The sequence below is a fragment of the Bacillus sp. es.034 genome (assembly GCF_002563655.1).
GTDB lineage: Bacteria > Bacillota > Bacilli > Bacillales > Bacillaceae_B > Rossellomorea.
Window position 1 is genome coordinate 19036 of sequence record NZ_PDIY01000001.1, and the last position, 26721, is coordinate 45756.

A 26721-nucleotide genomic window follows, 5' to 3' on the forward strand; every position below is an offset into this window, starting at 1 on the left:
TTATTTTTTAGTAAAGTAAGGGGAATAAGCAGGCTGATCATAATATTTTTTCAATTCATTATCTAATAATAATAGAGAAATAGAGACTCCCCCCATTTCCTGCGAAGTGCAATAACTGTTCACATCATTATGATGAATCACAATTCCCTTATCTTTTAACACCTGGTTAACCCGACGGTTGACAATCATTAATTCTAATTGAGTTGTGGACCCTAACCCATTGACCAAAACACAGACTTCGTGACCTTTTTTATAGTCGAAATCCTTAAATAGAGAATCAAGCATACGATCTGTTAGATCATCAGCCTTCATCATTTTAGTCCTTTCAATTCCAGGTTCACCGTGGATTCCCATTCCAAATTCAATTTCATCTTCAGCTAAGCTAAATGTTGGTTTTTCCAGTCCCGGTATCATTCCCGGGGTTAAAGCAACCCCGATTGAGCGCGTATGATCCGCCGCTTTTTGCGTGACCCTCGCTACTTCTTCCAATGACAGCCCTTGATCTGATGCAGCGCCAGCAATTTTAATCACAAAGACATCTCCTGCAATTCCTCTACGGTCTTCATACCTTTTTAATGGTGCGGAAGCGACATCATCCCGCACGATTACCGTTTTACACTCAATACCTTCCATCTCCGCTAACTCAGCAGCCATGTCAAAGTTTAAAATATCCCCAGCATAGTTCCCATAAACGTGCAAGACACCTTTACCAGAATCAATCGCTTTTGTAACTTCTAATACGTTGTAAGGAGGCGGTGCGGCAAATACATTCCCAACTGCCGCTCCATCAGCCAAACCTTCTCCGACAAAACCTATAAAAAGAGGTTCATGTCCACTTCCTCCACCAATTAAAATGCCAACTTTATCTTTACGATCCCTTATGACAATGCCATTTGTTGTTTCAAGTTTTTTGTAAACATTACCATGAGCATAAAGAAACCCTTCAAGCATTTCTGTAATAATATTCTCATTTTCATTGATGATTTTTTTCAAGCTACCTTCCTCCTGACAGCCTCACACTACCCTAAAATTTTCACTGTAGATCGACTATTCTTAAGCAGTTATCATCTATTTAATATTTCATTTTCTTTATCAATAATCTGTTGAACTTTATGACTAGATTTAAATTCAACATCCAAATATGATTTTACAATTTTCTTGCCTGCCTCAGGACCAATCACTTGTGCACCCATCGTTAGAACTTGAGCATTGTTGCTCAGTTGTGCCCGCTCTGCTGAATATACATCATGGCATGTTGCTGCACGAATACCAGGAATTTTGTTAGCTGCTATTGCTACTCCAAGGCCAGTGCCACAAATTATTATGCCTCTTTCTATTTTACCTTCATTAATGGCATGCCCTATTTCAAATGATACTTCAGGATAATCAACCGCAACACAGCTGTGACAACCGAAATCAATCACCTCAACCTTCAATGTTTTTTCGAGGAATGTTTTAATTTCTTCTTTAAACTCAAAACCATTATGGTCAGCACCTAATCCAACTTTCATCAATTTTCCCCTCCGTTGACTCCTTTTTGTATGAAATAACCCTGAACCTTGAAAAGGAGTTGAATTTTTTATAGACATCATTAAATGAAAGGGTTATCATAATTAAAAGTATACAACTGGCATGCCAGTTTACGCAATACTAAATTTTAGAAAATTCATAAAACAACACAGGTATTGAGGGAACTATAATTTTTATTTCGTAAATTTATTTAGTAATATGATTAAGAGTCTTACTTTTATACAAAATATTAAATTAAAAAGATTAATTTGATACATGTCTAGATTTGAATTTAAGGAGCGATTTTTTTGAGCCAATTAACCTTGAAAGAAAAAGCGTATCAAGAAATACGAAGGCTGATCATTACAGGGGAAATAAAACCTGGTGAATTTTTATCGGAACGTTCTTTAGTAGAGCGTTTAGAAATGAGCCGAACCCCCATTCGCTCTGCGTTAGATCGGTTAGAAATTGAAGGATTCATCAAGCAATCACCTAAACAAGGGGTAGTCGTCGAAGAAATATCAATAAATAGAGCATTTGATATTTATGAATTACGGATGGCAATTGAATCTTATGTTGTAAATAAATTATCATTAAGAACGATCCAAGATTCTGAAATTAAACGCCTTCAAGAAAATTTAAACCAACAAAAATTACTTATTGACACTGAAATGTATGATAATGCTTCCTTTTTAGCTTTCCTATCTCTTGATTTGGAATTTCACAATGAATTAATAAAAATTGTGGAAAATAAAGAATTTATTCAAATTATGGATCAAATTCAAGATAAATTATTATTAATTGCAAGCAATGTTTTCCGTAAACAAGAAAATCGAATGATGGTTTCCTATGAAGATCACATGCGAATATTTAACTACATTTTGAACGGGCAAAACAAAGAGGCCGTCGATGAAATGATTAAACACTTAGAATACGGAAAACAAATTTTGATTTCATAACAACAGAGCAACGGGACGTTCCCTCCGGCTCTTAATAGGACTGAAGTGAAAAGTGATTCTGTTTTTATTCGTTTGGGGTAAGGAAAGCATATATATATCTTTTTGTACGACGGAATAGGAAATCATTGGAACGGTGCCATTAATTACTTGGTTAACTCTAGATTTGTGAAGGAGGCATCCTTGTTGCTCTATTTACAAAAGTTGAGTTGTAGTTAAACAACGGAAGATACCATCTTATAGAAGACCACAAAAAAAGGCTATCCAAAAAGTCAGTAATCACTGACTTTTTGAATGCCTTTTTTTAAATTTTTTATAAAATTGCCCTATTTAGAAGCACGAGAACCGTCCCCTCGCTTCCCCCATGCTTCCCTAAGAATATTTAATTACCAAATGACTACGATAATATACCAACAATACAAGCAAAAATATACCTAACAAAAGAATAACCCAGTCCAATTTCTTATTATTCATAAACCTATTGCACACTCCATACAATTCCAGCCCAAGCAACCCACCAACAGTATTGGTAATGACATCGGTTATGTCTGTCGCTCCAATAGCGAATATCAATTGAATGAATTCAAAAGTAAGACTTAGAGCCAATATAAGGGCAACCTTAGGTGAAAAGCCCACTTTTTTGAAATTGACATCCAAAAGCAGACCGAATGGAATGAAGATAAGGATATTATCTACCATCTCTCTGGTACTTCCAGGTGCAGCGAATGGGATCAAGTTTAAACTAGTATAGTGATAATGAAATACTGAGAAAATATTGTATTGTAATTTGAATAGGACTAGCCAGGTTAGTATGACTAAATAGAAAGCCAGCAATCCTCTAGATATTATTTTTTCCATGTTATCTCCTCTCATTTATATGTATCCAATGAATTTAGGGAAACACCGTTACAATGACACCATCCATGTTGTTGCCTGATATCTCATAATGAAGATTGGAAGGCACACGAATGGTCGTATCTTTGGTGACTTGGTAATATGAGATCTCATATGTTTCACCCTGTATCGTCGTTGAAATCGATTTTTGTTCTTTTAGGAATGCTAAGTATTCTTCTAAAGCGAAGTTCTTTTCTTCCATAATCACACTGTGGGGCAATCCAACATAGCGAATATGCCATGGTTCGTATTGGATTCCCGTAACGTCTGTTTTATCCTTTGGATACCGTAATATAAAGCCGTATTTCCACGCGTTTTCTTCGATCCACTTTCCTTCTGATGCCAGCTCCATCTTCCTTTGAGTGGATCCTACATCAAGTGATAGCCCCAAGTTGTGTTCGCTGTAGCCTGCAGGCAAGGCATAGTCGGACCCCATTTCCTGGTAAAGTGCAAGTTGCTCTTCAAAGCCCCGATAGCCGCTATTGATGATGAAATGTCTAACCCCATCTTTACCGGCAGCAACGGTCATCTCGGAGAATTTATGTGCCACATCCTCTGACAATGTTATGTTGGTATCAAACAATCCGTATCCCTTTGTCAGTTCTTCATGCGTAAATAGATTGACAACGTCTGATGTTATACTCTCCTGCTGAACCGGATATTCATTATTCACCAAAAGTAAATTCCCTTGAAAGACTTGTTCTTTTTTTATCTCGATCGTTTGAAAGTGTTCTGACGTCCCGCTATTTTCTACATGAGCATCGTTACGATGAATCTCTACTTGATCTTGAAACGTTGATTCCTTATAAACAAATGTGAAACCCAAACATAATGCCAATAACAATAAAAATCCCCACTTCTTCATTTCACGTTCCTCCTTATTCTTACTATAGAATAGGAAAAACTGTTTAAAAAAAGAGTGGGGTAAAATTTAAATTTTTCTTAAATCCTTTATGAAATGGAATCTTGATCAGGTTCAATACCTTCCTGGGGTAAACGAACTTCAAATACCGTCCGTATGAGACTGCTTTCCACCGTAATCGTCCCATTATGTTGCTCCACGATATTTTTTGCAATAAATAAACCAAGCCCTGTGCCATCTTCTTGATGAGTTCGGGCTTTGTCACCGGTATAAAACATATCAAAAAGATAGGGAAGTTCATTCGGAGGAATCCGGTCTCCATAATTCATAACCTGAACGACCACCTCTCCTCCATCGACAAACCCGTTAATATCTACAAACTGACCATCATATCCGTATCGATTAGCATTGGTTAAAAGATTTTCAAACACACGGGCCAATAGCTCACCGTCAGCCCAAATAGGTAATTGGGGCGGAATCGTCATTCGGGCGATCAAATGATTTTTTTCGAAAACAGGATACAATTCTTCCTTCAATTGATTAAGAAGATTCGATAAATTAATCTGCTTCTTATCTAAAGGCAGCATGCCATAATTCATTCGCGTTATTTCAAATAATTCGTCAATAAGCCGTTCCAATCGCTGAGACTTCGTAAAGGTAATCGTTAAATAATGTCTGACCTGTTCTTTGGTCAGCTTCTCATCCTTAAGGATCAAATCTAAATAACCTAAAACAGACGTGAGGGGCGTACGCAAATCATGAGCCAAATTCACCACTAACTGTTCTTTACTGTTTTCTGAGAAATCGCCTCTTTGTATCGCTTCTTCCAGTTTTTCACTTGCGAGATTAATGGCTTGAGCAATATCACCAAATTCATCATTTGACTCGATATTCACCCGATGTTTAAAGTCGCCACTGGCGAGATACTGAATTCCCGTTGATAGATCACTGAAATAGGTAGAAATCGGCTTCGTAAGCATATAGAAAAATAAGAGCGAAAGGGAAATAAACAGGATAAAAAAGACGTTAAAATCTCCAATGCTGTCAATGAATTGACGGAGTTGGGCCAATGGTTCTCCACGACGGACCACCGTATGATAATAAAGCTGTAATCCTCTAAAAAGGATGTAAGTGATCACACCGCCGAGAAGCATACTTAAACCAAATAATACGAGGACTTTGGCGCGAAAACTGTGTATAAATTTAGCCATTAAATGTATACCCCACTCCCCAGACCGTTTTGATTAACTTGTTCTTTCTCTTATCTTCCCCAAGTTTCTTCCGTAACGTACGAATATGCACCATTACCGTGTTGCCGCCTTCAAAGTATGCATCTTCCCATACGTGCTGAAAAATATTTTCTACACTATAAACCTTCTTTGGATGACTGGCCAATAAATACAAAATATCAAACTCTTTCGGCGTCAGCTCAATATTTTCACCATAAAGGAAAACCGTACGCTGATCAGGAGAAATCACGATTTCACCAAATTCCAACGTCGCTTTCTTACCAGAAGCCTTAGGTTGATTCAACTTCATAAACCTTCGCAAATGCGCATTCACACGCGCAACCAATTCAATGGGAGTAAACGGCTTTGTTATATAATCATCCGCTCCTATCACCAGCCCATGGACCTTATCAAAATCAGACGTTTTCGCACTCAAAAAAATAATCGGCATATTATACCGTTCCCGAATCAAACGAGTGGCATCATACCCATCCATCTCCGGCATCATAATATCCAAAATCAACAAATCAATCGAGCGAGTCTCGATCACACGTATGGCTTCCTGCCCATTATGTACTTTCACAACATCGTATCCTTCTTTTTCCAGATGGATGGCAACCAGGTCCGCTATTTCCTCCTCATCATCCGCAACCAGAATCGAAATACTCTTCATCTATCCCACTCCTATATCAAGTCACCTTCGACTATCATAGCCCCATTTCTTGATGGGGAACACCGCATAATGTAAAACCTGTACTTTATTCTCTACTATTTCCTTTGATTATTCAAGGTAAGCATGGGGACGGTTCTGTTGCTTCTTTTATATAGAAAAAGGAAGCATGAGAACCGTCCCCATGCTTCCTTCTTTAAACCGACGCTCCCGAAGAAGCAGCCGCCTGATCAGCCTTCACACAATCAATCGCAATCACAAGGGCAATGATAATCGTTTCCATCTTTTCATCCAGTATCTGAACCCTATAGCTGTCGCCCCAACTGAACCACTCCTTGCCCACTTCGCCTACGACTCTCCCATTGTGTAAAACCTGAAAGTCCATATCCAGCCAGTTTCCCTGCACTTCAATGCCTGCCGCATCAATCGAATAGCGTGCTTTTAAAAAGGAGAATTCCTTCTTGATCGTCAATACCTCTTGACCATTCACCTCAACAAAAAACTTCGGTAAAAAGCTGAATACCTTCTTCGTAATAAGGGCCACTTCTTCCCTGCTTGTATTCATGATGGAGAACGTCTTCGGGACCCTCATAAAGCTTCCTTCGACATAATACGTGTCCTTTTCCTCCTGATCCTTCACCGTGAATTTTTCACTGAGACTGAATACCTTTTGTTTGATATAAAGCTGCCTCATGATGATTCCTCCCTTGGCATACTTAGGTCTTTCTTTTATTTACGTTTGAGGAGGGTATTTGGTTTCAGTATTATTCCAAAAGTACGGGGACGGTTCTTAAAGGGGTCAATTGGAAGTTTTGCGCGCAAAAAGATCCAACTAGGGTAATAATCTAGTTGGATCTTTTCACTTTATATTTGTAATAAGAATGCACGCAAAATTTTTGATTGCCAGGAAGAAGGAAGTCGCGGTCCCCGGCTATGGAATTTCAATCGGCTGATCGGTAACGAAATCCTTCTGTTTTTTGATGTTTTTCCGGGAAAAGAGTCAGCTAAATCCCTTCCGGGACTGTAAAGAATATAGTTTCCCCCTCCCCACTTAAGAGGCTTTTCAAAGAAAATATTCGGTTGTTGACGATCATGGTATAGCCTCTGTTAAATGCGATTTTTTACAGGAAGGACAGAGGGAAACATCCTTTTTGATAAGAATAGAAAGAATCTCAATCTTGTTTAATCCTTCAAACAATGGTTTGTACGTAGGGCTTTTCGTTAGCTTTCGACAGAGTTTCAGCTTGGACTTTTTATTCCGGTTCGCCAGGAGACCATAGTGTCTAATCTTCACAAACCCCTTCGGTAGGATATGCATGAGAAAGCGACGGAGAAATTCTACACCCTTCAGGGTTACGGTCTTTTTTTGATTACGTTTATAATCCTTCACTTTAATCGTGACGGATTGCTTGTCAGCGGAAACAATCCGATTGTTAGAGATGGCAATTCGATGAGTGTAACGGCCAAGGTACTCCATGACGGCGATAGGTCCTGAGAAGGTCCTTTTCGTATAGCTATACCAATCTTTTTTGTAACACTCATCAATCAATGCTTGAAAAGACTTCGCATTTTGATATTTCTTGGACTCGTTAAAGAATCTCAATTGTTTCTGTTGATAGTATTGTTTCAGGTAATAGAGGTACTTTCCCCGAAACTTTTTAGACAGTACCTTCACTGGAATAAAGAATTTCTCACTTGAACGGCGCCACTGATTTCGATCATTTAGTCCACCGGCCAATACAACGGTATGGATGTGAGGGTGATAATGAAGGTTTTGCCCCCAGGTGTGTAAAACCGAGAAAAATCCAATCTGTGCTCCCAAGTACTTTTTATCACCTGCCAGTTCGGTTAGCGTTTCGGCGACAGCTTTGTACATTAAATCATAAAGGAGTTTCTGATTATGATAGATCAACATATGCAGCTGTTCTGGCATCGTAAACACGACATGAAAATAAGGGGCATCGAGAATATCTTTTTTTCGTTGATCGACCCAAATATCCTTATTTACTCCCTGGCATAGGGTACAATGCCGATTTCGGCAGGAATTATACCGTACTAAGGAATGGTTACAGGACCCACATTCGTAAGAATGTCCACCCATTGCGGCAGTCCTGCAGTTCATCATGTTTGTGGCTGCCTTTGCTTGTTCCATAGAGCGTTTGTATGTTTCTTTGTAAGTGGGATAGAAGGTATGAAACAGTTCTTGAACTGTACTCATCGTTGGTCTTTTCCCAGATTATCTAAAGGACTTTTCACGCCCATCAAACTTTTTGAGGTCATGTGTAAATAGCCAAGTGTCGTATTAAGGTTTTTATGACCAAGCATCTGTTGAATGTATACAGGGTCAATCCCATCTTCCAATGAGTGGGTCGAAAAACAATGTCTTAACGTGTGAGCTGAAATAGTAGTCTCTAACTCCAGTTTATTCCGGAGTCTAATCATCGTATTTTTAATCGTTTTAATATGGATATGTCCCGATGGATTTTTATTACTAGGGAATAACCAATCGTCCGGTTTGTAGGGTCTCCCTTTGAAAGAGGCTTTGAAATACTCTCGAAGCACGATAAGTGCTGATTCGGATAGTATGGTATATCGATTGGTATTATGTTTGGCCTGATCCACACGAATCCTCATGGATTTACTACAGATATCCCTAATCTTCAATCGGGCGACTTCGCTTACACGAAGCCCACTACTATAGATTAAATAAAAAATAGCTTTATGCTTGATGTTTCGAAAGGAGTTGAGAATAGTAAGGACGTCTTCCCTGGGTGGGATGACAGGAAACTTCTTTACTCTTTTCATCCTCGGAAGTTTGTATGGGTTCCATTCTTTTTCTAACACGTAAGTGTAGAAGAATTTAATTGAAGAAATGTAGGTGTTAATCGTCCCCGGGGTGAGTCCTTTCACTTGTTTCAGAAAAAGGATGTATTGTTGAATGTCCTCTTCTGTCGTGTCAGAGATTTTTTTATTTTGCTTTTCCATAAACGAAACAAATGCCTTCATTCTCCGCCTATAGGACTCCCTCGAGGAGTCTGGTGTTCCTTTAAGTTCGAAATAAAGTTCAATTTTTTGATGATAATCCACGCAAATAGCCTCCTAGAATAATAGATAAATAATGTCTATCTACTCTTTGGAGGTGGTCGATTTTTGGTAATAAGAATAAGGGTATACAAATACGAGGAATACGATGATATAATAGGCATATGAAAAAGTACGTTCTTTCTACGGTTTGTTTTGTTTGGCGATTAAACAATACCACAAAAGAATATACTTTTTCATTTTTTTTTGCCTTTTTTAGTTGGAAGGAATCTTTTAAGCCATCGCGATAGCGATTTCGTTCTTCTGCTGCTTCCAATTTTTTAAAAAAAGAAGCACGAGAACCCATGCTCCTAGTCTAAATTTTTGAATATCTCGATGATGGTTCCATGTACACTAAAAAGACATTTCACCCTTTAACATCATCACTCTGGTAATCTGTTCTGCCGTGATTTCAAGCTGGAGTCGAGATACATGAGGATCCAATGCTTCTTCTAAGCTGCGGCATTCGGTTTGAATGGAAAAGACACCATTAAAGTAGTTATTTACTTCTTTAAGGTCGGTATCGATCCTGCCAGCAATGCCAATGACGGGTTTTCCATATTCCTTAGCTAGTTTGGCAATTCCAAAAGGAACTTTCCCCATGATGGACTGATTATCCAAACTTCCCTCACCGGTTATCAAAACATCCGCCGACTTTATTTTTTCCTTGATAGCCGTAACCTCCATGACAAGTTCAACACCTGATTGAATAGATCCTTTTAATGGACCGACAATGGCACCACCTAAGCCTCCAGCGGCGCCAGCACCAGCGATTTCTTGAACTCTGACACCATAGGATGTCTCTATCAAATCCGCAAACCGACTCAACGCTGCATCCAATTCAAGAATCTGCCTTTCGTTTGCCCCTTTTTGCTTGGCAAAAATATGAGCCGCTCCGTTTGGTCCAAAAAACGGATGCGTGACATCACTGGCAGCAATAAAGGTACATTCCTCTATCTCCGGCAGTACATTTCCATCCGAAATGGACGCAACCTTTAATAACGGGTTTCCTTCATGATACAATAAAGCCCCTTTGTCATCAAAAAATTCCCAGCCTAGTGCCTGGAGCATTCCAATACCGCCATCATTCGTTGCACTTCCTCCTAGAGACAGGATGAAATGGCGATACCCTTTTCCTATTGCATCCTTAATCTGTTCACCAAATCCATAAGTATTAGTAACCATTGGGTTTCGTAATTCAAGGGGAACTAATGGCAAACCACTGCTCTTTGCACATTCAATAAAAACAATATGATCTTTCATAACGGCATATTGGGTCAGTATCTTATCCATTAGAGGTCCGTGTACCTCTACCTCAACTTTCCAACCTTCACTGTCGTGGAGAAGGGCGTCAATGGTACCCTCCCCCCCGTCGGCCATGGGGGAGATGACGACCTCGGCATCAGGAATCGCCCGTAAAATGCCTTTCTTAACACACTCTCCTACTTCAATGGAAGAAAGCGAACCCTTAAAAGAATCTGATGCAACTAATACGTTCATGTTCCTCACCTTACCCACAAGTATTGATATGGATCAAGAGTCACCATTGGACCAACCTCATTACCTGTTAAGAGGTCAGAACCCTTCATCCCGATATCTGTCACTACAGGTTTTGCATCAACATTGAGAACAAAGAACACTTCTTCTCCAGTGACTTGATTATGCCGCTTCAAAGCAAATATGTTTGAACCTAAATCAACAACCAATTGCTGTGCATAAGGAGAGAACCCACTTTGCTCCTTGCGTACCTTTATCATCTTCCGTAAACCTTGGAAAATTCCTTTTCGGCGTGAATTTTCTTCTAACTCACTTGTAATCTTTTCTAACTCAAATTTCTGACGGTTGATACGGCGGTTGATTCCAGAAGCTTCAAGTCCTTCGTAATCATTTTCAGAACCTAGAAGGCTGTGATAATAAATTGCCGGAACACCCATCACTGACAACAGGATGGAATGAGCAGCCAACATCTTTTTCACTGCCAACTCTTCAGTATCATCTTCTCCTTTATTGACCAACGCTTCGGAGTAATTAATATTCATTTCATAAACAGACTGACTGCCGTCGGTATTCGTTTTATACGAAATCCGCCCACCGTTTTCAACTACTTTATCTACCAGCCTTTGTTTCTCTTCTTCTGTTAAAATTCCCTCTGTTGGACGCATCCCAATTCCATCGTGACTGGCAAGGAAATTAAAATAGGTAGCCTCATCAGAAACCTTGCCAATGGTCTTTGCCCATGAAGACAATTTAGAAGCATCGTGTGTTGTCATCGTATGAAGGACTAATGGCGGGAGGGAAAACTGGTACACCATATGCGCTTCATTGGTACCGTTACCAAAATAGCTGATATTTTCCTCATGTGGGACATTCGTTTCTGTAATAATCTGTGTGTTCGGTTTAAAATAATGTAACACATCTCTCCACAATTGAATGATCTCATGCGCTTCCGGCAAATGCATGGAGGAAGTACCCGATTCCTTCCAAATAAAGCCGATGGCATCCAAGCGGATGCTTGAAGCACCTTTATGGGCATAAGACAGAAGGATCTCCGTTGTCTCAAGTAGTACAGGGAAATGGCGGAAGTTCAAATCCACTTGATCTTCACTAAAGGTTGTCCAAGCGGTTTTCACTTTATCCTTGCCCGCATACTCATGGTAAAGGGGAGAAGTTCTTGGTCGTACCACATGCTCAGTGTTAAACTCAGGATCTCTCGGAATGAAATATTCCTGATATTTCGCTTCACCGTTAAGATAACCCTGGAACCATTCACTCGATTTAGAAATATGGTTCGCAACAAAGTCATACATTAATCTGTAATCACCGGACATCCTTGTAACATCATCCCAATTCCCTAATTCAGAATTAATTTCGTTGTAATCAACTACTGAGAAACCATCATCAGAAGTATAAGGGAACATTGGCAATAGATGCACATCTGTAATCGTATCTTGAACTTCCTGTTTTAAAAAGTGATGCAACGTTTCTAACGTTGGTTTTCCTTGTTCAAAAATACTGTCACCATACGTGATTAAGTAGATATTTTCTTCAGAAGGGGCATCTATTGCCTCCCACGGTCGCTTCTTCCACTCTTCGAGCAATGCTTTGAATTGCTCTAAATAGTTTTCCTGATAAGCTTCTTTATAAATACTCTTTAATTTCTCTTCGATTATATGAATGATAGACATATCCTCATCTCCTAAAAAAACTGTAGATATATTCAATAGTATGAGAATGTGTCTACAGCCAATTTGCTAAATCTTTTAATTAATAATATACTGCTTTTATTTTTCCCCAATCCAGTTCAGTGGTTCTCGTTACTTTATAATCAGTGTTCACAAGGGTTTCACCGACACCTACAGCAAACATGCCACTAGCGTTGATCGCTTCAACACCAGCCTGAGCATCTTCAATTCCGATTGAATGTTCCGGGTCAGCTCCTAGTCCTTTGCAAGCAGTAAGAAAAATTTCAGGATCCGGCTTTGATTTGCTGATCTTTGCCGCATCAGCGCAATAATCGAACATCTCTTCAAGATGTAATGCTTTTAATACAGTTCCCGCATTCTTTGAAACAGAAGCAAGACCAATCAGAATACCTTCTTTCTTCAATGCGTCCATTAACTTTGGGATTCCCGGCAAGATATCGTCTGGTGTTAAATCCTTTAAGAATTCACAGTAGTGGGCATTCTTCTTGGCTGCCATTTCTTCTTTTTCTGAAAGGCTAAAGTCGTTTTCCCGGCCACCCTCCTGCAATATGAGCTCAAGTGAGTCCATGCGACTCACTCCTTTTAACCGTTCATTAAACTCTTCATTAATGACAATGCCCAACTCTTCTGCCAACTGTTTCCAGGCAAGATAATGATAATGAGCTGTATCCGTGATCACTCCATCTAAATCAAATACAACGGCTTCAATCGTTTGATTCTTCATTCTTACCCCTCTTTTCAATCCTTAACGGTTACTTCAAGTTGATCACTCAACTTATATTCACTGCCATTTATCTCAATCATTAAATCTAGTCCTGAACGTTTTGTAATCACACAAGTATCATGCGTCAACTTGAATTCCAGCTTTCTACCTTGATAGGTTAGCGGATAACTTAATTCAACCCAATTTGCAGGCAACTTCGGATGCACTGCGATACGATCTGCACTCATGGTCATATTTGCGAAACCAAAAAGTGCCGAAAGCCAAATGGATCCTAAAGAAGCTGCATGGACTCCTTCGTCTGATGAACGAGGATTTGTCCCTAAATCGATTAAGCATGCTTCCTTGAAAAAGCGGTATGCATTCTCTCCATCGTCACAACGTGCGGACACAATCGCGTGAATCGCTTTGCTTAATGAGGAATCATGAATCGTGTGCTCTTCATAATAGAAGAGGTTTTTCATTACAACCTCTCTTGGAAATAAGTCAGGTAACAAATACATCAGCATGACAACATCAGCCTGTTTGAGAATCTGCATTTCATTAACTTCCTGTCTTGAATAATCAAGTAAAATGGCTTGGCTTCCTTGCTTCTGTTTATATGCAGTCAAGTCGATTGCTGGTTTACCTAAGAATGTATCGTCCTGCGGAATGATTAGCTCATCGTTCGGTTTTGGCAGATACAAACGCTTTAGGAAATCCTCACCCTTCTCAACGAAGGAAGGATCCGCATCTTGGTACTTTTCCATAAAATGAAGGGCTTGCTTGACATTCTCATAAGCCATGTAATTCGTGTATGCGTTATTGTTGATGTGCTCCGTATATTCGTCAGGTCCTATCACATCCAGGATGGAAAGTACGCCGCCTTCATCTGACGTCCGGCTGATCCAGAAACGGGCTGTTTCTTTCAAGAGAGCTAGTCCTTCATGTTTCATAAAGACTTCATCTAACGTATTTTCATAGTATTTCACAACGGCAAAGGCAATGTCAGCCACAATGTGGTGCTCTGCAAGGGCGGAAGCAACCTTCTGTCGTGTTCCAGTCCGAATGTTAATCGCCGCGAACTCCGGTGTTTCTTCCTTTCCGGTAAATGCGCTTTCCCATGGGAATAGTGCACCCTCATAACCATTTTGTGCCGCCTTTTCTTGTGCCTCTTGTAAACGCATAAAACGATATGTTAATAGTTTTTTCATCGTTTCAGGATTCGTATACAGATGGAATGGTGCTAGGAAGATTTCCGTATCCCAAAATACATGTGCTTTGTACCCTTCACCGGTCAGTCCCTTGGCACCGATACTAAAGCGTTCGTCATGTGCTGGAGTCATGATTTCAATGTGATACAAGGCAAAGTCCATTGCGGTTTGATCGAATTCATTGTCAGATTGAATTCGAACCCGATTCCGTTCCCAGAATTTCTGCCACTCAGAAGCTGATTGCTCAAGTAAACGGTCGTACCCGAATGCCTTTTGTGCTTGAACAGAATCCAGGCTCATTTTCTCCGGCTCCTCACACTCATATGAAGTGTAGATCGACCCGATTTTTTCCAGAATGAATGGTTCGTTCGGAGTCAATTCATTGGTTATAACCGCCATAAGTTGGCGATTTTTAGACGACATTGACAGTTGACTATGTTCAGGCACAGCTAAGCTTGCGGCAATGGCTACCTTCACGTCGGATTCTGTTGTTGTATAAACCCCTTGGATGATTTCTTCGTCATAAACCCGGACACTCTCTTCTATTACATGCTGTCTTCCGGAGTTCGTCTGCTGAGCATCAATCCCCGTAACTAGTTTAATAGAACTCGCTTGATCTAAACTGGTAATGGTGACCTTCGACGCCACCACATGCAAATCATCTTTACTCACAAATCGCTGAAAGAGAAACTGATAACGCGCTCCCGTTCTGCTCTTCCAAGTAATGTTCTTCCTTAATTCACCTGTTTCAAAATGAATCGCCCGCTCATACGAAACAATTTCTCCATTTAGTAGAGAAAACGGCTGACCATCGATTTCAATTGTCATCCCGATGATGTCTGGTAAATTAACAATTTCAGATGGTTCATTGGCCGTTGCATTATTGAAAACACCTGCGACATACATTCCGCGCGTTTGACTTGTATAATCTTCCTCATGAGTGCCACGAATCCCTAAATAACCATTTCCTAACGTGAGCAAACTCCCATACTTGTTTAGATAATGTGTATCAAAACCATGTTCATAGATTCCTCGTTTTTTCATCATAGGCTCACACTTTCACATTTTTCTGCAGATTGATACAATGCTTCAATCAATTGCTGGATGATGTAACCTTGGTGTCCGTCAGCTACCATTACTTCTTCCCCCAAGCATCGATCGACAAATGCATCCATACTTTTCTGCTGGCGGTCAGGGTCAGCTGTTTCCTTGTCTATTTGGTAAACAAGCTCACCGTCACGATCCTTGTAGACCTGAGCTGGGAAAAGAGTTGCACCCGCTTCGGCACCGCAAAATTCCACGTTCATAATCGAAGTATCTTTTATATTTAACGCAAACGACGTTTCAACCTGAAGTAACGCTCCACCTTCAAGCTCAATAAATCCAAATAAACTGTCCTCAACTTCATACTTATTCGGATCCCATTCTCCCAACGTTCCAGAGGATTTCTTCGTGCCGATCTTTTGATACATCTTCGCAGTGACCTTTTCAATTTTCGGGAACCCAAGGACGTAAAGGGCCGCATCCAGCATGTGCGATCCGAGATCAATCAATGGTCCCCCACCCTGCAGTTCCTTGTCGGTAAAACTTCCCCAGCCCGGAATACCGCAGCGGCGTAATGCCTTAACCTTCGTCACATACACATCGCCTAACTCACCGTTTTTTACCTTTTCACGAAGAATGGAAACATCTTCTGCAAACCGGTGGTGAAAGTTATAGGCCAAGATACGGTTACTTGCCTCAGCTGCATCCCTCATTTCCTTCGCTTCCATAGATGAAATGGCTGGTGGTTTCTCACATAGCACGTGACAACCATGCGCAAGTGCAAGAAGAGCACTCTCATTATGAAACCGGTTTGGGGTACAAATACTGACGATATCCGGTTTGATCGTCGTATACATCTTTTCTGCATCGGTAAAATAATGAGGAATGCCATTTCGCTCCGCAAAGCTTTTGACACCTTCTGGATTAGGGCTGACGACAGCAACCACTTCTACTTCTTCACGTGATTGGTAATAAGCAACATGAACTTTCTCCGCCACTTGTCCTGCTCCAATTATGGCTACCTTCTTTTTCACGAACACCAGCCTCCCTTTATGCTAACGATTCTCTTAGATGTTCCAATGCCTGCTTGTATTCAGCTTCAGGATCATTTCCACGAACACGGCATTCAATCGTAAGAAAACCTTCATAGCCATCTTGCTTTAACTGATCGAAATGTTTCTTGAAGTCGATTGATCCGCTTCCAGGCTGATAGCGATGGTTATCCGCTAAATGGATATGGCCGATCTGGTCACGATTTGCGTGAACCGCTTCTGAAATTCCATCTTCTTCTATGTTCATATGGTAAAAATCAGCAATGATTTTAACATTTTTCAAATCAAATTCTTCAATATAACGACGGGCATCTGCCAACGTATTGATCATGTGGTCCTGATAACGATTTAACGGTTCTAGGAAAATCGTTGTCCCTGTTTCTTCCGCAATCTTGTCTAAGTACAGAAGAGAATCTGATACCACTTTACGGTCACCGGCCTCGCTTCTTGGAGATTGCATAGGGGGAAGTCGATATGTAAACATTCCCCATGCTGCCGGTACAACAATTCCCTTGCCACCAACCTCAGCAAGAGCTTCAAGGATTAGCTTGATTTCTGCTAAGCCGTTTTCTCTGCGTTCTTCAATGAAATCACCAATCCAGCCTGAGTAACCTCCACAAGCTGTTGTAACAGGAATGCCTGTTTCAGCAATGGCTTCTTTAACCTCTTCCAAATGGTCGACCAACAGCTTTCCGTCGATTTCAAAGCCTTCAAACCCTACTTCTTTGAGGTAACGGAACTTTTCTTTAATAGTTTCTGGAAAAAACGCCTGGTTCTGTGTGCCAATCTTCATGACTTATTCCTCCTACGTTCATTCAGAAGCCGCCCTATAAGGACGGCTGAGAACGGGTGATTAGTTGTATTGAATTCCCATCTTAATACTTAATTCTGGATGCTTATCTACGTATTCCATATAGGCTTCAGCACATTCCTCAAAACGGACAACTGGATCAATGATGTCCACACAGTTTAGATAGCCATTCATTAATAACTCCCAGCAAGTGTCCTCGATTCGCTTGCGATTCCAGCGTGGATAATCTGGATTTGGCTCGCTGGCTGCACGGGAAAAGACGATCTTGGCGTTGTTAAAATGCGCTTCACGTCCTAGATTCAACCCTTCTGGGAATGGCTTTGTAAATGCCACATAAGAGATAATCCCACCATACGCTATTCCTTTTAATGCATCTTGCAGGGCTGCTGCATTTCCGCTTGTTTCAATAATGGAATCCGCGCCAAGCTTGTCCGTCAGCTTTTTCACTTCATACCCAACATCAGTGGAAATTGGATCCAGGCAATAATCTGCCCCATTCTTCAGAGCGATGTCACGGCGTCTTTCAATCGGATCCACCCCAATGACGATGCTCGCGCCTGCTTTTTTCGCAAGCTGAATCGCAATTTGACCAATGGCACCTAAGCCGACAACCACTACATAATCACCGGCACGAACATTTGCATCACGCACGCCACTAAAAGCAAACTGGGCTGGATCATAGCAAACGGCATTCTGCCATTTAGCCCCTTCCGGCATTTTGCGTAAACGATGGTTATCAACCGCATTTACAATAACGGTTTCCATAATCGGACCATACGTACAAACCGTTTCACCAATCTCATACTCGCTCACTTTTGCTCCCTTTTCGACAATGTTCCCAACGATCATGTTGCCTAGTTGGAATTCGCCAAAAACGATTCCAGGAGCTGTCCCTTCCTGACGAGGCATAAACATGCGCCATTCTTCATCAAAGTATTCGTCCATGAATGGAGTCATCCCACGGAAGTCAATTACTTCTGTCCCATGCTTAGGAGAAGCGAATTCGCACTTAATCCTGACTTCATTTTCTTGAAGCGGTTGATCTTCATATACCACTAAACTAGCTACTCTAGGTGCTGCTGCAATAAGTTTTTTCATTGTCATAACCTCTTTATCGTTTAGTATTTTTCTCTCCTCAGGCATTCCTTTATCCTTTTACTCCACCTTCTGTTGCTCCACCCTTGATCAAGTGGTCACTTAGAGCATACATAATGACAACGGGTAGTGCTGTAACAAGGGAAGCTGCCATCATACGTCCCCATATATAATCAGGCGTACTGAACAGGGTGTTTAATCCAATTGGTAATGTAAAATTCGCAGAATCCGATAAGAAAATCGCTGCAAATAAGAAATCATTCCACGAAACCATAAAGGAGTATACAAACACAGAGACAATACCTGATATTGATAACGGAATAATAATATAGAAGATAATTTGAATCCGGGTTAGGCCGTCAATCGTAGCCGCTTCCTCCAAATCATCCGGTATCGTATCAAAGTAACTTTTTAACATAAAAATCGAAGTAGGTAGTGTCTGAACAATCATCGTAATGACAAGAGCCGTTTTCGTATCATATAAGCCAAGCCCTGAAATGATTTTGAACAACGGAACAACGAGCAAAATTCCAGAAAACATGTAAACCGTGTAGAAACTTGCATTGATCGTGGTTCTTCCCATAAACTTCAAACGTGATAACGCATAAGCCCCGAAGATCCCAATGGTGACTGAGATGGCTGATGCTGTAAGGGAAACGGCTAAACTGTTCTTAAAATAAGCAAGGTACGGAAAGATATCCGGATTGAAAATATCAATATAATGGATGAACGTCCAATCTATCGGTAGAACCGTCGGACTGGTTGATACCGCTTCCTTTGATGATTTAAAGGACGTCATCAACATGATTAAAAATGGAAACAATGATACGGTCAACAATGCAATAAGACCAGAATAAAACCCAACCTTCTTGATGACTTTATTTCTTTGATTACTCGCCATTGCCATTAATATTTCACCCGCTTTCGTGTTGCTATAATCACAATAGAAAGAAAAATAAACAGAATCACTGAAATGGAAGCTGCTTTACCAAGATCATTAAAAGCAAACGCTGTTTCATATAAGTAAATACCTAGGATGTCCACTTTGTTTGTGAGTAGATAAACGTCCGTAAACATATAGAACAACCAAATCGCACGAAGCGTAACGACCGTTATCAACACCGGCATAATTGCTGGAAGCGTTACAACCTTAAACTTCTGCCATGCATTTGCACCATCAATTTCTGCCGCTTCGTATTGTGTGGTATCAATTGTCTGTAGAATTGCTAAGAATGAAATGAAAGCATAAGGGAAATATCTCCAAATGGCATATAACACAACTAAGATAAAACTGCTAACAGGCTTATCGAACCAAAGTGGAGCGGTTTTAAAAAAGCCGAAAACATCTACTCCCAAGTAATTGATTATTCCGTAACTATTATTGAACATATATTTCCATGCAAACACCAATGAAATGGAAGGTGTAACATAAGAAAGGATAATGAGGGAACGGGCAAGCTTACGGAACTTGAATGGACGGTTAAAGAAAATTGCCACAGCCAAGCCAAAAGCTGTACTTCCCCCAACAGAGAGAACCATGTACAATGTTGTAATACCAAGGGACGCATAAAACGACCGATCTGTTAGAATATCCATGTAATTTTCTAAGCCAACAAAAACGGAACTTAGTCTAGGATTGATCGGTTGTTGAAAAAAGCTAATTTGAATATTGGAAAGCATCGGATAGGCGACCAAGAGCAGAATTAAAAACATACTCGGAAACAGCAGGACAGCAGCCAACTTCAAATCCGATCTTTCTTTTTTTTGTACCTTCATGTTTTACCTCCTTATCAATAAAAATGAATCTATTCCATCATTTCTCTTCTATAATTTCTTGAATGGACTTTTCAGCTTTTTTCAACTCACTGTCAATACTCTTGCCACCAACCGTGATGGCGTTAATCATTTGGGGTATGGTACCAGAGTTTGTAATATCACCCATTTTCAAGAAGTTCTTTCCTTCCACTAAGCCGAACACTTGAATATCGTTATAGGACGATGCAATCTCTGCAGGAAGTTCTCCAAATGCCTTCACTACCTCGTTCGATTGATACGCTTCATTCTCAAGAACTAGCTTATTAACAGGTTGTGCTCCCCCTGGAGACATCAAGATCCAGTCCGTCATATTTTCAGGCTGAGCCATAAACTCCACAAATTTTTGTGCAGCCTCTTTTTTCTCTTTTTCTAAATCAGTTGAAATCGTTAGTGCTGAGACCGTTCCGAATACCGCTTTTGTTTCCTGAGTCGGAATGGCAAATCCAATATTCTCTGCCTCACCTTCTTCAAAAACAGATGGAAGAATGTACGTAGAATAGACAGCCATTGGGGTCGATCCACTCATAAATGCATCCTTTACTTCCGTAACATCATTTGAACCCGGCATCGTGTAATTTGATAACTCTTTATAAAAAGTCAACGATTCCTTCATTTCTTTAGAATCCATATTTAACTTTCCTTTTTCATCAAGCACGTTGGCATTAGTTGAAAGAGCAAATTGAGAAAATGCCTGCTCAGAAAAACCACCTTCTACAGTCGGTATTCCAATTCCATACTGTTTGTTACCCGGATCTGTAAACGCTTTAGCAATAGTCAATACATCGTCCCAGTTCTTCGGTTCTTCAAACCCTTTTGATGCAAGCATTTCTTTGTTATACCAAATACCTTGTACCCATCCACTGATCGGTACTCCGGTATAGTTTTTTCCATTTTCAGTCTTGACTAGTTTCAAGGCACCATCATAAAAATTCTCTTTACCAGTCTTATCTAACACTGTATTAACCGAATCCCGGTCAATTAATTGCTCTTTATCTAACACTTTAGCAAAGTCTTGCCCCACCTCTAGAACGGCAGGAAGTTTCCATGCACTTGCAAGCGTCACCATTTTTGTGTTGTACGAGTCTTCCTGTACAGGAACCTGCTTTATCTTAATATCAGGGTTTTCTGCTTCAAATTTAGCTATTAGTTTATTTATGACAGCCAAACGTTCTTCTTCTACCGAAGAATGCATGAACTCAATGGTTGTCTTTCCACTATCGGCTTCGTCCCCGCAGGCTGTTAAGGTAATGGCCAATAACCCCATCATCAGTGTATAGAGTGCTTTTTTAATCATTTTTTTCCCCCTCATTACCCGAATCCTTTATTCAGAATGAATAGGATTAGAATGTTTTGGTACCCGTCAAAGTTGTCCGTTCATAAGTTCCTATTTCTCTATAAATGAAAAAAAGTTATTACCTCCTCTTTGTGGTACCCTTTCCACAGATAAGAAAAAATATAAATTACCGTAAAAATCCAGTAACCGTTCATTATGGTACCGGTCCCACGAGGTAAAGATATTACAAATAGTGATAGATGTCAATCAATTTTGAAATTTTATTTCAACCGATATATAGACAGTAGGACAGGAAAATATTCACTTCAAAAAAATTAGTTGATGAATGTAACGATCCTCTCTATAATGAGACCTGTATTGGTACCACAATTAACATTTTACGTATTTACGAAATTTCTAAAAGCGCTTGCACATATTAAGAACAAATCAATATATAGAGGGGAGCGTTTTTCCTGAGTTACACCATTTATGATATAGCCCGGGTTGCAAACGTTTCAAAGTCCACCGTTTCCCGAGTGCTCAATAATCAGACCAACATTTCCGATGCGGCACGAGAACGTGTCATGCTAGCAATTGAACAACTGAATTACCAGCCCAGTAAGCGAGCTAGAGCCCTTTCCTCTGGTCTAGAAGCCATCATGGTACTATCTCGTTCTGCCAAGACGACCGTAAACAACCCGTTTTTCGCGGATATCCTTCAAACCATTGCAGAAAAAGCAGAAGAAGAAAATTTTGATGTCATCTTACAAACGGCGAAAAACAATACGGACGAACTGAACAAATGCATCACCAAAATTAGAGATAAAATGATTAAAGGCATCATTATGTTAAGCTCCCCAACGGATGAAGACTTTTTTAAACAACTTGATGTTTTTAATATACCCATTGTTGTGATTGGAAAAGTGGAAGGGGACTATCACAATATATACTCGGTGGATACCGATAACTATCAGGACAGCTATCGATTAACGAAACTGTTGATTGATCATGGACATAAGGACATAGCCTGTCTCCACTCTCCCTTAGACTATCATGTCTCCATTGACAGGCTCGATGGGTTCAAGAAGTGTATGGAGGACCATGACCTGCCATTATACAAAGGATGGCTCGTGGATAGCGGATATACCGTCGACTCTGGCAATCAAGCTGCGAATCAACTGCTCTCTTTACCTAAACGGCCTTCCGCTGTATTGGCGACGGACGATTTAAAAGTCATCGGTGTCTTTAAAGCCGCGACCGATTTAAATATAATGATACCGCAGGAACTATCGGTTGTCGGCTACAGCAATACGAGCCATCCACCTTTTCTTACTCCGGCATTGACGAGTATTGAAATCCCAGTCAAAAAGCTAGGAGAAGCTGGTGCTCATTTTCTTTTTTCAAAAATCAAAGACAATGAACCTATCCCTGCCCGGACGATAATTGAAACGGAAGAAATCATCGGGGAATCTGTTTCGTAGAACCGGTATTTTAGCGATTGTTTTGTTATTGCTGGTGTTACAAGAAGCTGTTTTTTTTGAAGCATGGGTGAAGCATGGGGACGGTTCCGCTGCTTCCTGGATATATGCTGGAATAGGCGCCTCCGCAAATCCCGACGAAAATCACAGCTTTTTTTACTGAAAAGTTATTAACAGATGGCCGAAGTGTGTTTATTCGTGCAGAAAAACCGTACCTTTCCATGTTACTGGCCGCTTTCAAGAGTTCCCCCCATCAATATATACACCCAAAAAGGACCATAACCAGGGGATTCATGCGAGAATAATCATTTTCGTGCAGGGTTGAAGATAATCGTGCGGCCTTCAGAATAATCGTGCGTAGATTCAGATAAATCATGCGATATATTCCATAATCATGCCGTCCTGTCGAATTTTCTTTATTTGGAGGCACATAAAGAACGGTGCGTATCCCCAGGTTTCGGGCAATCCCAGCGGGAAACAGGAGAACTGTCGGACGGTTCCGCTGCTTCTTATTTTTATAAAAAAAGAAGCACGAGAACCGTCCCCGTGCTTCGTCATATCCAATTCAAAACATACACATACACAAACGCCAATCCCGTTATCGAAAGAAAATACACCCCATTCCACTTAAAAGCAACGGTGACCCCATTCCTCTGAACACACTGACTGATGATAATATTCATAGCATTCAACGGAGAGATCGCAGATGACAGCATCCACGTAAAAATACACATAAATGCTACACTGGCAACCGCTACATTAGGCATGGCTGTAAAGTCGAGAGAGGTTAATATCAACGGTGTGACGATAATCTGATGCACTCCGAGAAACGCCATAAAGGTCACCAATAGGATGATGAAGAGAAACAAAACGCCAATGGATTGTGTGGCCGACCACTGTATGGACCTCTCCAATAGTTCCTTGACGGGTGTATGGGAAACAGCATTCCCGAACAGCCCTGCACTTAAGAAGAGGCAGATCTCCATTTTCTGTGATTGGAGCTTGTTCTTATAGAGAATGATTTCTTCTTTAACGATTGATTTCCTTTTCCGAAAGATTACCCAGGCTACAGGAACCAGGAAACAAATGATGCTGACCAGGAGCAGCATGGACTTCTCGAAGACCTGCTCCATGATAATCAACAGCACAACCAATCCGAGGACAAAACCAAAGAGGAGGTAAATATCCTTCTTTGGCCCTTTTTCATGTGAAATTATCTCGTTTCTTTCCTCGGCCGCAGCAGTCTCTTCTACTATCCTAGGTCGAAAAAGAACGATACCCATCATCATTTGAATAACCGCAAACATGACTCCGACGGCGACATATGAAAGATAAGTAATATCTAAATAGAATAGGACAATCCCCACTGAAGCAAAAAATGGCGACCATATGACCGCCGGGGTAAATCCTACATAATAGGATCTTGATAGTAACTTGGACGGTAGATGTATACTTTCCACAAACCCGTGAACAATCCTTAAGGCACCCATATTCAAGATTGGTGCCAGGGTCAGCATAAACGTGCTTATGCCATAAAATGTTTTTCGTGGGTTGTGCTTCAACTCATTCAAATAAAGGATAACAGAATCAATGATCCCTTCTCTTCTCAGTGGCACGGATAGAAGTGGAGCTAAAATGAGAATCGATAACAGGGGCATATTCTGCGTGATTCCCTGGACCAGATCAAAGCCTGTATCTCCAACTGTATAGTGAATGATTCCCCCTGCAGTAAACAGGCCCAGTGTAAATATCCGGCCTTTCCATTCTAATAAAGGAAGGAATAGCAAAAATACGGCCGTGGCCACTATGTTAAAAACCAAACCAATATAAACGTTCGGCATAAAAGCTTCAACAATATAAAGAAAACACATACTCATGATGAGAGAAAAACGTAACATGTTGTCCCTTCTCTCTTTAAGTCTCTAACAATCTACTGATACTATTCTGTTAGGAATGACTCCTCATCCCCTTTGTACTTTGTCAGGAAGAGGTGCATGATGCTTTAATAGATCCCTGAATTCATTCCCGAGTTGTTCTGTCGTTGCCTCTCCGCCTAAATCAGGGGTGAGAGCATCCTTCCGGGAAAGAATCTCCTGAATGGTCGACAGTATCGCATTCCCCCATGCTTCTTCACCAAAATGATCCAACATCTGACTGACAGACCATATGGCAGCAAGGGGATTGGCCAGTCCCTTGCCGGCAATATCAGGAGCAGAGCCGTGGATGGGTTCGAACATGGAAGGATACGTTCGTTCAGGGTTGATATTGGCACCTGCCGCCAAACCAAGACCACCTGTAATCGCAGCACCCAAGTCCGTCAGGATATCCCCGAATAAATTGGATGTCACCACAATTTCGAATCTTTCCGGCTGAAGGACGAAATAGAGGCTAGCCGCGTCCACTAGGTAAGAATACGTTTGGACATCAGGATATTCTTTGCCTACTTCGTTAAATACTTCATCCCAGAATACCATGGAATAATTAAGGGCATTCGCTTTGCTGATGCTCGTCAGCGTCTTCTTCTGTTTTCGTGCCTCTTCATAAGCATAGCGGATAATCCGTTCCGTCCCTTTCCGGGAAAAAACACCGGTCTGTAGTACCACTTCCTCCGCCTTTCCTTTAAAGAGCCAGTCACCCGCTCCGGCATATTCCCCTTCACTGTTCTCACGGATCACCAGGAAGTCTATTTCTTTTTCACTTTTATTCTTAAGAGGGGTTAAATCAGGATGCAGGAGTTTAATCGGCCTGAGGTTTACATACTGATCAAACTTCTTGCGTATTTCCAATAGTAATTCCCATAGGGAGATGTGATCGGGGACCCCGGGATATCCTACCGCTCCCAAGTAGATGGCATCGAATTCCTTCAATTGATCGATCCCGTCGTCAGCCATCATCTTTCCCGTATCCACATAATACTCACATCCCCAAGGGAACTCCGTAAAGCTGAAAGAAAGTTGTGGATCGACTTCCTCAATCATTTTCAGGACCTTAACACCTTCTGCTACGACTTCAGGTCCTATCCCATCCCCTGGGATAAGGGCAATTTTCTTCTGTTTCATTTCCTTGACCTCCTATGCTTTTGGTCCCCCGGCAACATATAAAACCTGACCGCTTATAAAGGAAGAATCCGGGCTTGCAAAAAAGCTCGCTGCCTGCGCGATGTCTTCCGGCGTACCAGCCCTGTTGACCGGGATTTGTTTGACTTTGGCTTCTATCAGTTCTTCAAAAGGGATTCCCAGCCGTTCTGCCACTGCTTTCGTCATGTCTGTCATGATAAAGCCGGGAGCAATCGCGTTCACCGTGATATGATATTTCCCAAGTTCAATGGCTAACGTCTTGGTAAAACCCTGTATGCCAGCCTTCGCTGCAGCGTAATTCGCTTGACCTCTGCTTCCGAGTGCTGAAACGGAAGATAGATTAATGATTCGTCCATACTGATTTTTCACCATTGATTTCTGGGCATATTTACTGCAAAGGAACGTGCCTTTCAAATGAACATTCATTACATCATCCCAGTCGGTCGAGCTCATCTTATATAATAGATTGTCACGAATGATTCCGGCATTATTAATTAATATATCTACCTTCCCATGATCCGCTTCCACCTCGGTGAATAGCTTTTCCACTTCCGCTTCGTTGGTGACATCGGCGGTTATGGCCATAACCGAAAGATTTTCTTCCATGAACTGATGATAGGTCTCCAATAAAGCCTGTTCCTGAATGTCCACTAAATAAACAGTGGCCCCATCCAAGGCAAGCTTTTGGGAAATCTCCCTGCCGATGCCCCTGCTGGCACCAGTCACTATGGCTATCTGATTCTCTAAGTGCGCCATGA

25 protein-coding genes are annotated in these 26721 nt (G+C 41.0%); 2 read left to right on the forward strand and 23 right to left on the reverse strand.

The window, feature by feature from the left end:
* Both ATG71_RS23580 and ATG71_RS00100 read right to left on the reverse strand, forming a co-directional pair.
* Entirely contained in the window at window positions 1–993 is a 993-nt protein-coding gene (locus ATG71_RS23580; protein ID WP_218925512.1) for a dihydroxyacetone kinase subunit DhaK, read from the reverse strand.
* A 71-nt stretch (window positions 994–1064) separates the two neighbouring features.
* Window positions 1065–1511, reverse strand: coding sequence for an RpiB/LacA/LacB family sugar-phosphate isomerase (locus tag ATG71_RS00100; RefSeq protein WP_098437370.1), 447 nt, complete (start codon window positions 1509–1511; stop codon window positions 1065–1067).
* A gap of 306 nt (window positions 1512–1817) precedes the next feature.
* Between ATG71_RS00100 and ATG71_RS00105 the strand changes: the two genes are divergently transcribed.
* Window positions 1818–2468: a GntR family transcriptional regulator gene (locus ATG71_RS00105; RefSeq protein ID WP_098437372.1), complete on the forward strand. Its 651-nt coding sequence runs from the start codon at window positions 1818–1820 to the stop codon at window positions 2466–2468.
* Between the two features lie 369 nt (window positions 2469–2837).
* Here ATG71_RS00105 and ATG71_RS00110 read toward each other — a convergent pair whose 3' ends face one another.
* The 18 genes from ATG71_RS00110 to ATG71_RS00190 form a co-directional block, all read right to left on the reverse strand.
* Window positions 2838–3323 carry a VanZ family protein gene (locus ATG71_RS00110; RefSeq protein ID WP_098437375.1) on the reverse strand — a complete coding sequence of 162 codons (486 nt, stop codon included), beginning with the start codon at window positions 3321–3323 and terminating at the stop codon, window positions 2838–2840.
* 34 nt (window positions 3324–3357) lie between these two features.
* Window positions 3358–4224 (reverse strand): VanY-A/VanY-F/VanY-M family D-Ala-D-Ala carboxypeptidase, encoded by an 867-nt coding sequence (gene vanY, locus ATG71_RS00115; RefSeq protein WP_098437378.1) that lies wholly within the window; start codon window positions 4222–4224, stop codon window positions 3358–3360.
* A gap of 86 nt (window positions 4225–4310) precedes the next feature.
* On the reverse strand, window positions 4311–5432 hold the full coding sequence (locus ATG71_RS00120) for a HAMP domain-containing sensor histidine kinase (protein WP_098437380.1): 1122 nt from the start codon (window positions 5430–5432) through the stop codon (window positions 4311–4313).
* A complete protein-coding gene (gene vanR, locus ATG71_RS00125) occupies window positions 5425–6123 on the reverse strand; it encodes a vancomycin resistance response regulator transcription factor, VanR-F/VanR-M family (protein ID WP_098437383.1) in 699 nt (232 codons plus the stop codon). Before vanR ends, ATG71_RS00120 begins: the two co-directional genes overlap by 8 nt.
* A 193-nt stretch (window positions 6124–6316) precedes the next feature.
* Window positions 6317–6814, reverse strand: a complete 498-nt coding sequence (locus ATG71_RS00130; protein ID WP_098437386.1) for an LURP-one-related/scramblase family protein — start codon at window positions 6812–6814, stop codon at window positions 6317–6319.
* Between the two features lie 396 nt (window positions 6815–7210).
* The gene (locus tag ATG71_RS00135) at window positions 7211–8338 is read right to left on the reverse strand and encodes an IS91 family transposase (RefSeq protein ID WP_098437389.1); all 1128 of its coding nucleotides are present in this window, start codon (window positions 8336–8338) and stop codon (window positions 7211–7213) included.
* The gene (locus ATG71_RS00140; RefSeq protein ID WP_286162865.1) at window positions 8335–9207 is read right to left on the reverse strand and encodes a tyrosine-type recombinase/integrase; all 873 of its coding nucleotides are present in this window, start codon (window positions 9205–9207) and stop codon (window positions 8335–8337) included. Before ATG71_RS00140 ends, ATG71_RS00135 begins: the two co-directional genes overlap by 4 nt.
* Window positions 9185–9508, reverse strand: coding sequence for a hypothetical protein (locus ATG71_RS23195; protein ID WP_179886409.1), 324 nt, complete (start codon window positions 9506–9508; stop codon window positions 9185–9187). The genes ATG71_RS00140 and ATG71_RS23195 overlap by 23 nt, the downstream gene beginning before the upstream one ends.
* 47 nt (window positions 9509–9555) lie before the next feature.
* On the reverse strand, window positions 9556–10701 hold the full coding sequence (locus ATG71_RS00145) for a glycerate kinase family protein (RefSeq protein WP_098437392.1): 1146 nt from the start codon (window positions 10699–10701) through the stop codon (window positions 9556–9558).
* A gap of 5 nt (window positions 10702–10706) precedes the next feature.
* Window positions 10707–12386, reverse strand: a complete 1680-nt coding sequence (locus ATG71_RS00150; protein WP_098437395.1) for an alpha-amylase family glycosyl hydrolase — start codon at window positions 12384–12386, stop codon at window positions 10707–10709.
* Between the two features lie 79 nt (window positions 12387–12465).
* Window positions 12466–13128 (reverse strand): beta-phosphoglucomutase, encoded by a 663-nt coding sequence (gene pgmB / locus ATG71_RS00155; RefSeq protein ID WP_098437397.1) that lies wholly within the window; start codon window positions 13126–13128, stop codon window positions 12466–12468.
* A gap of 14 nt (window positions 13129–13142) precedes the next feature.
* Window positions 13143–15362 carry a glycoside hydrolase family 65 protein gene (locus ATG71_RS00160; RefSeq protein WP_098441674.1) on the reverse strand — a complete coding sequence of 740 codons (2220 nt, stop codon included), beginning with the start codon at window positions 15360–15362 and terminating at the stop codon, window positions 13143–13145.
* On the reverse strand, window positions 15362–16396 hold the full coding sequence (locus tag ATG71_RS00165; RefSeq protein WP_218925513.1) for a Gfo/Idh/MocA family protein: 1035 nt from the start codon (window positions 16394–16396) through the stop codon (window positions 15362–15364). Before ATG71_RS00165 ends, ATG71_RS00160 begins: the two co-directional genes overlap by 1 nt.
* A 16-nt stretch (window positions 16397–16412) precedes the next feature.
* Window positions 16413–17207: a sugar phosphate isomerase/epimerase family protein gene (locus tag ATG71_RS00170; RefSeq protein ID WP_098437402.1), complete on the reverse strand. Its 795-nt coding sequence runs from the start codon at window positions 17205–17207 to the stop codon at window positions 16413–16415.
* A gap of 60 nt (window positions 17208–17267) precedes the next feature.
* Entirely contained in the window at window positions 17268–18323 is a 1056-nt protein-coding gene (locus tag ATG71_RS00175; RefSeq protein ID WP_098437405.1) for a zinc-dependent alcohol dehydrogenase, read from the reverse strand.
* Window positions 18324–18372: 49 nt separating this feature from the next.
* Window positions 18373–19221, reverse strand: a complete 849-nt coding sequence (locus tag ATG71_RS00180; protein ID WP_098441675.1) for a carbohydrate ABC transporter permease — start codon at window positions 19219–19221, stop codon at window positions 18373–18375.
* Between the two features lie 5 nt (window positions 19222–19226).
* Window positions 19227–20096 carry a carbohydrate ABC transporter permease gene (locus ATG71_RS00185; protein WP_098437407.1) on the reverse strand — a complete coding sequence of 290 codons (870 nt, stop codon included), beginning with the start codon at window positions 20094–20096 and terminating at the stop codon, window positions 19227–19229.
* A 37-nt stretch (window positions 20097–20133) separates the two neighbouring features.
* Window positions 20134–21429 carry an ABC transporter substrate-binding protein gene (locus ATG71_RS00190; RefSeq protein WP_098437410.1) on the reverse strand — a complete coding sequence of 432 codons (1296 nt, stop codon included), beginning with the start codon at window positions 21427–21429 and terminating at the stop codon, window positions 20134–20136.
* A 452-nt stretch (window positions 21430–21881) separates the two neighbouring features.
* Here ATG71_RS00190 and ATG71_RS00195 point away from each other — a divergent pair, with 452 nt between their 5' ends.
* Complete coding sequence (locus ATG71_RS00195) at window positions 21882–22889, forward strand: LacI family DNA-binding transcriptional regulator (RefSeq protein ID WP_098437412.1); 1008 nt, start codon at window positions 21882–21884, stop codon at window positions 22887–22889.
* Between the two features lie 551 nt (window positions 22890–23440).
* Here the strand turns inward: ATG71_RS00195 and ATG71_RS00200 are convergent.
* The 3 genes from ATG71_RS00200 to fabG all read right to left on the reverse strand — a co-directional run bounded on the left by ATG71_RS00200 (window position 23441) and on the right by fabG (window position 26719).
* Window positions 23441–24784 (reverse strand): hypothetical protein, encoded by a 1344-nt coding sequence (locus ATG71_RS00200; protein WP_098437415.1) that lies wholly within the window; start codon window positions 24782–24784, stop codon window positions 23441–23443.
* A 63-nt stretch (window positions 24785–24847) separates the two neighbouring features.
* Window positions 24848–25945, reverse strand: a complete 1098-nt coding sequence (locus ATG71_RS00205) for a tartrate dehydrogenase (RefSeq protein ID WP_098437418.1) — start codon at window positions 25943–25945, stop codon at window positions 24848–24850.
* A gap of 12 nt (window positions 25946–25957) precedes the next feature.
* Complete coding sequence (gene fabG / locus ATG71_RS00210; RefSeq protein ID WP_098437420.1) at window positions 25958–26719, reverse strand: 3-oxoacyl-ACP reductase FabG; 762 nt, start codon at window positions 26717–26719, stop codon at window positions 25958–25960.
* Window positions 26720–26721: the final 2 nt, after the last annotated feature.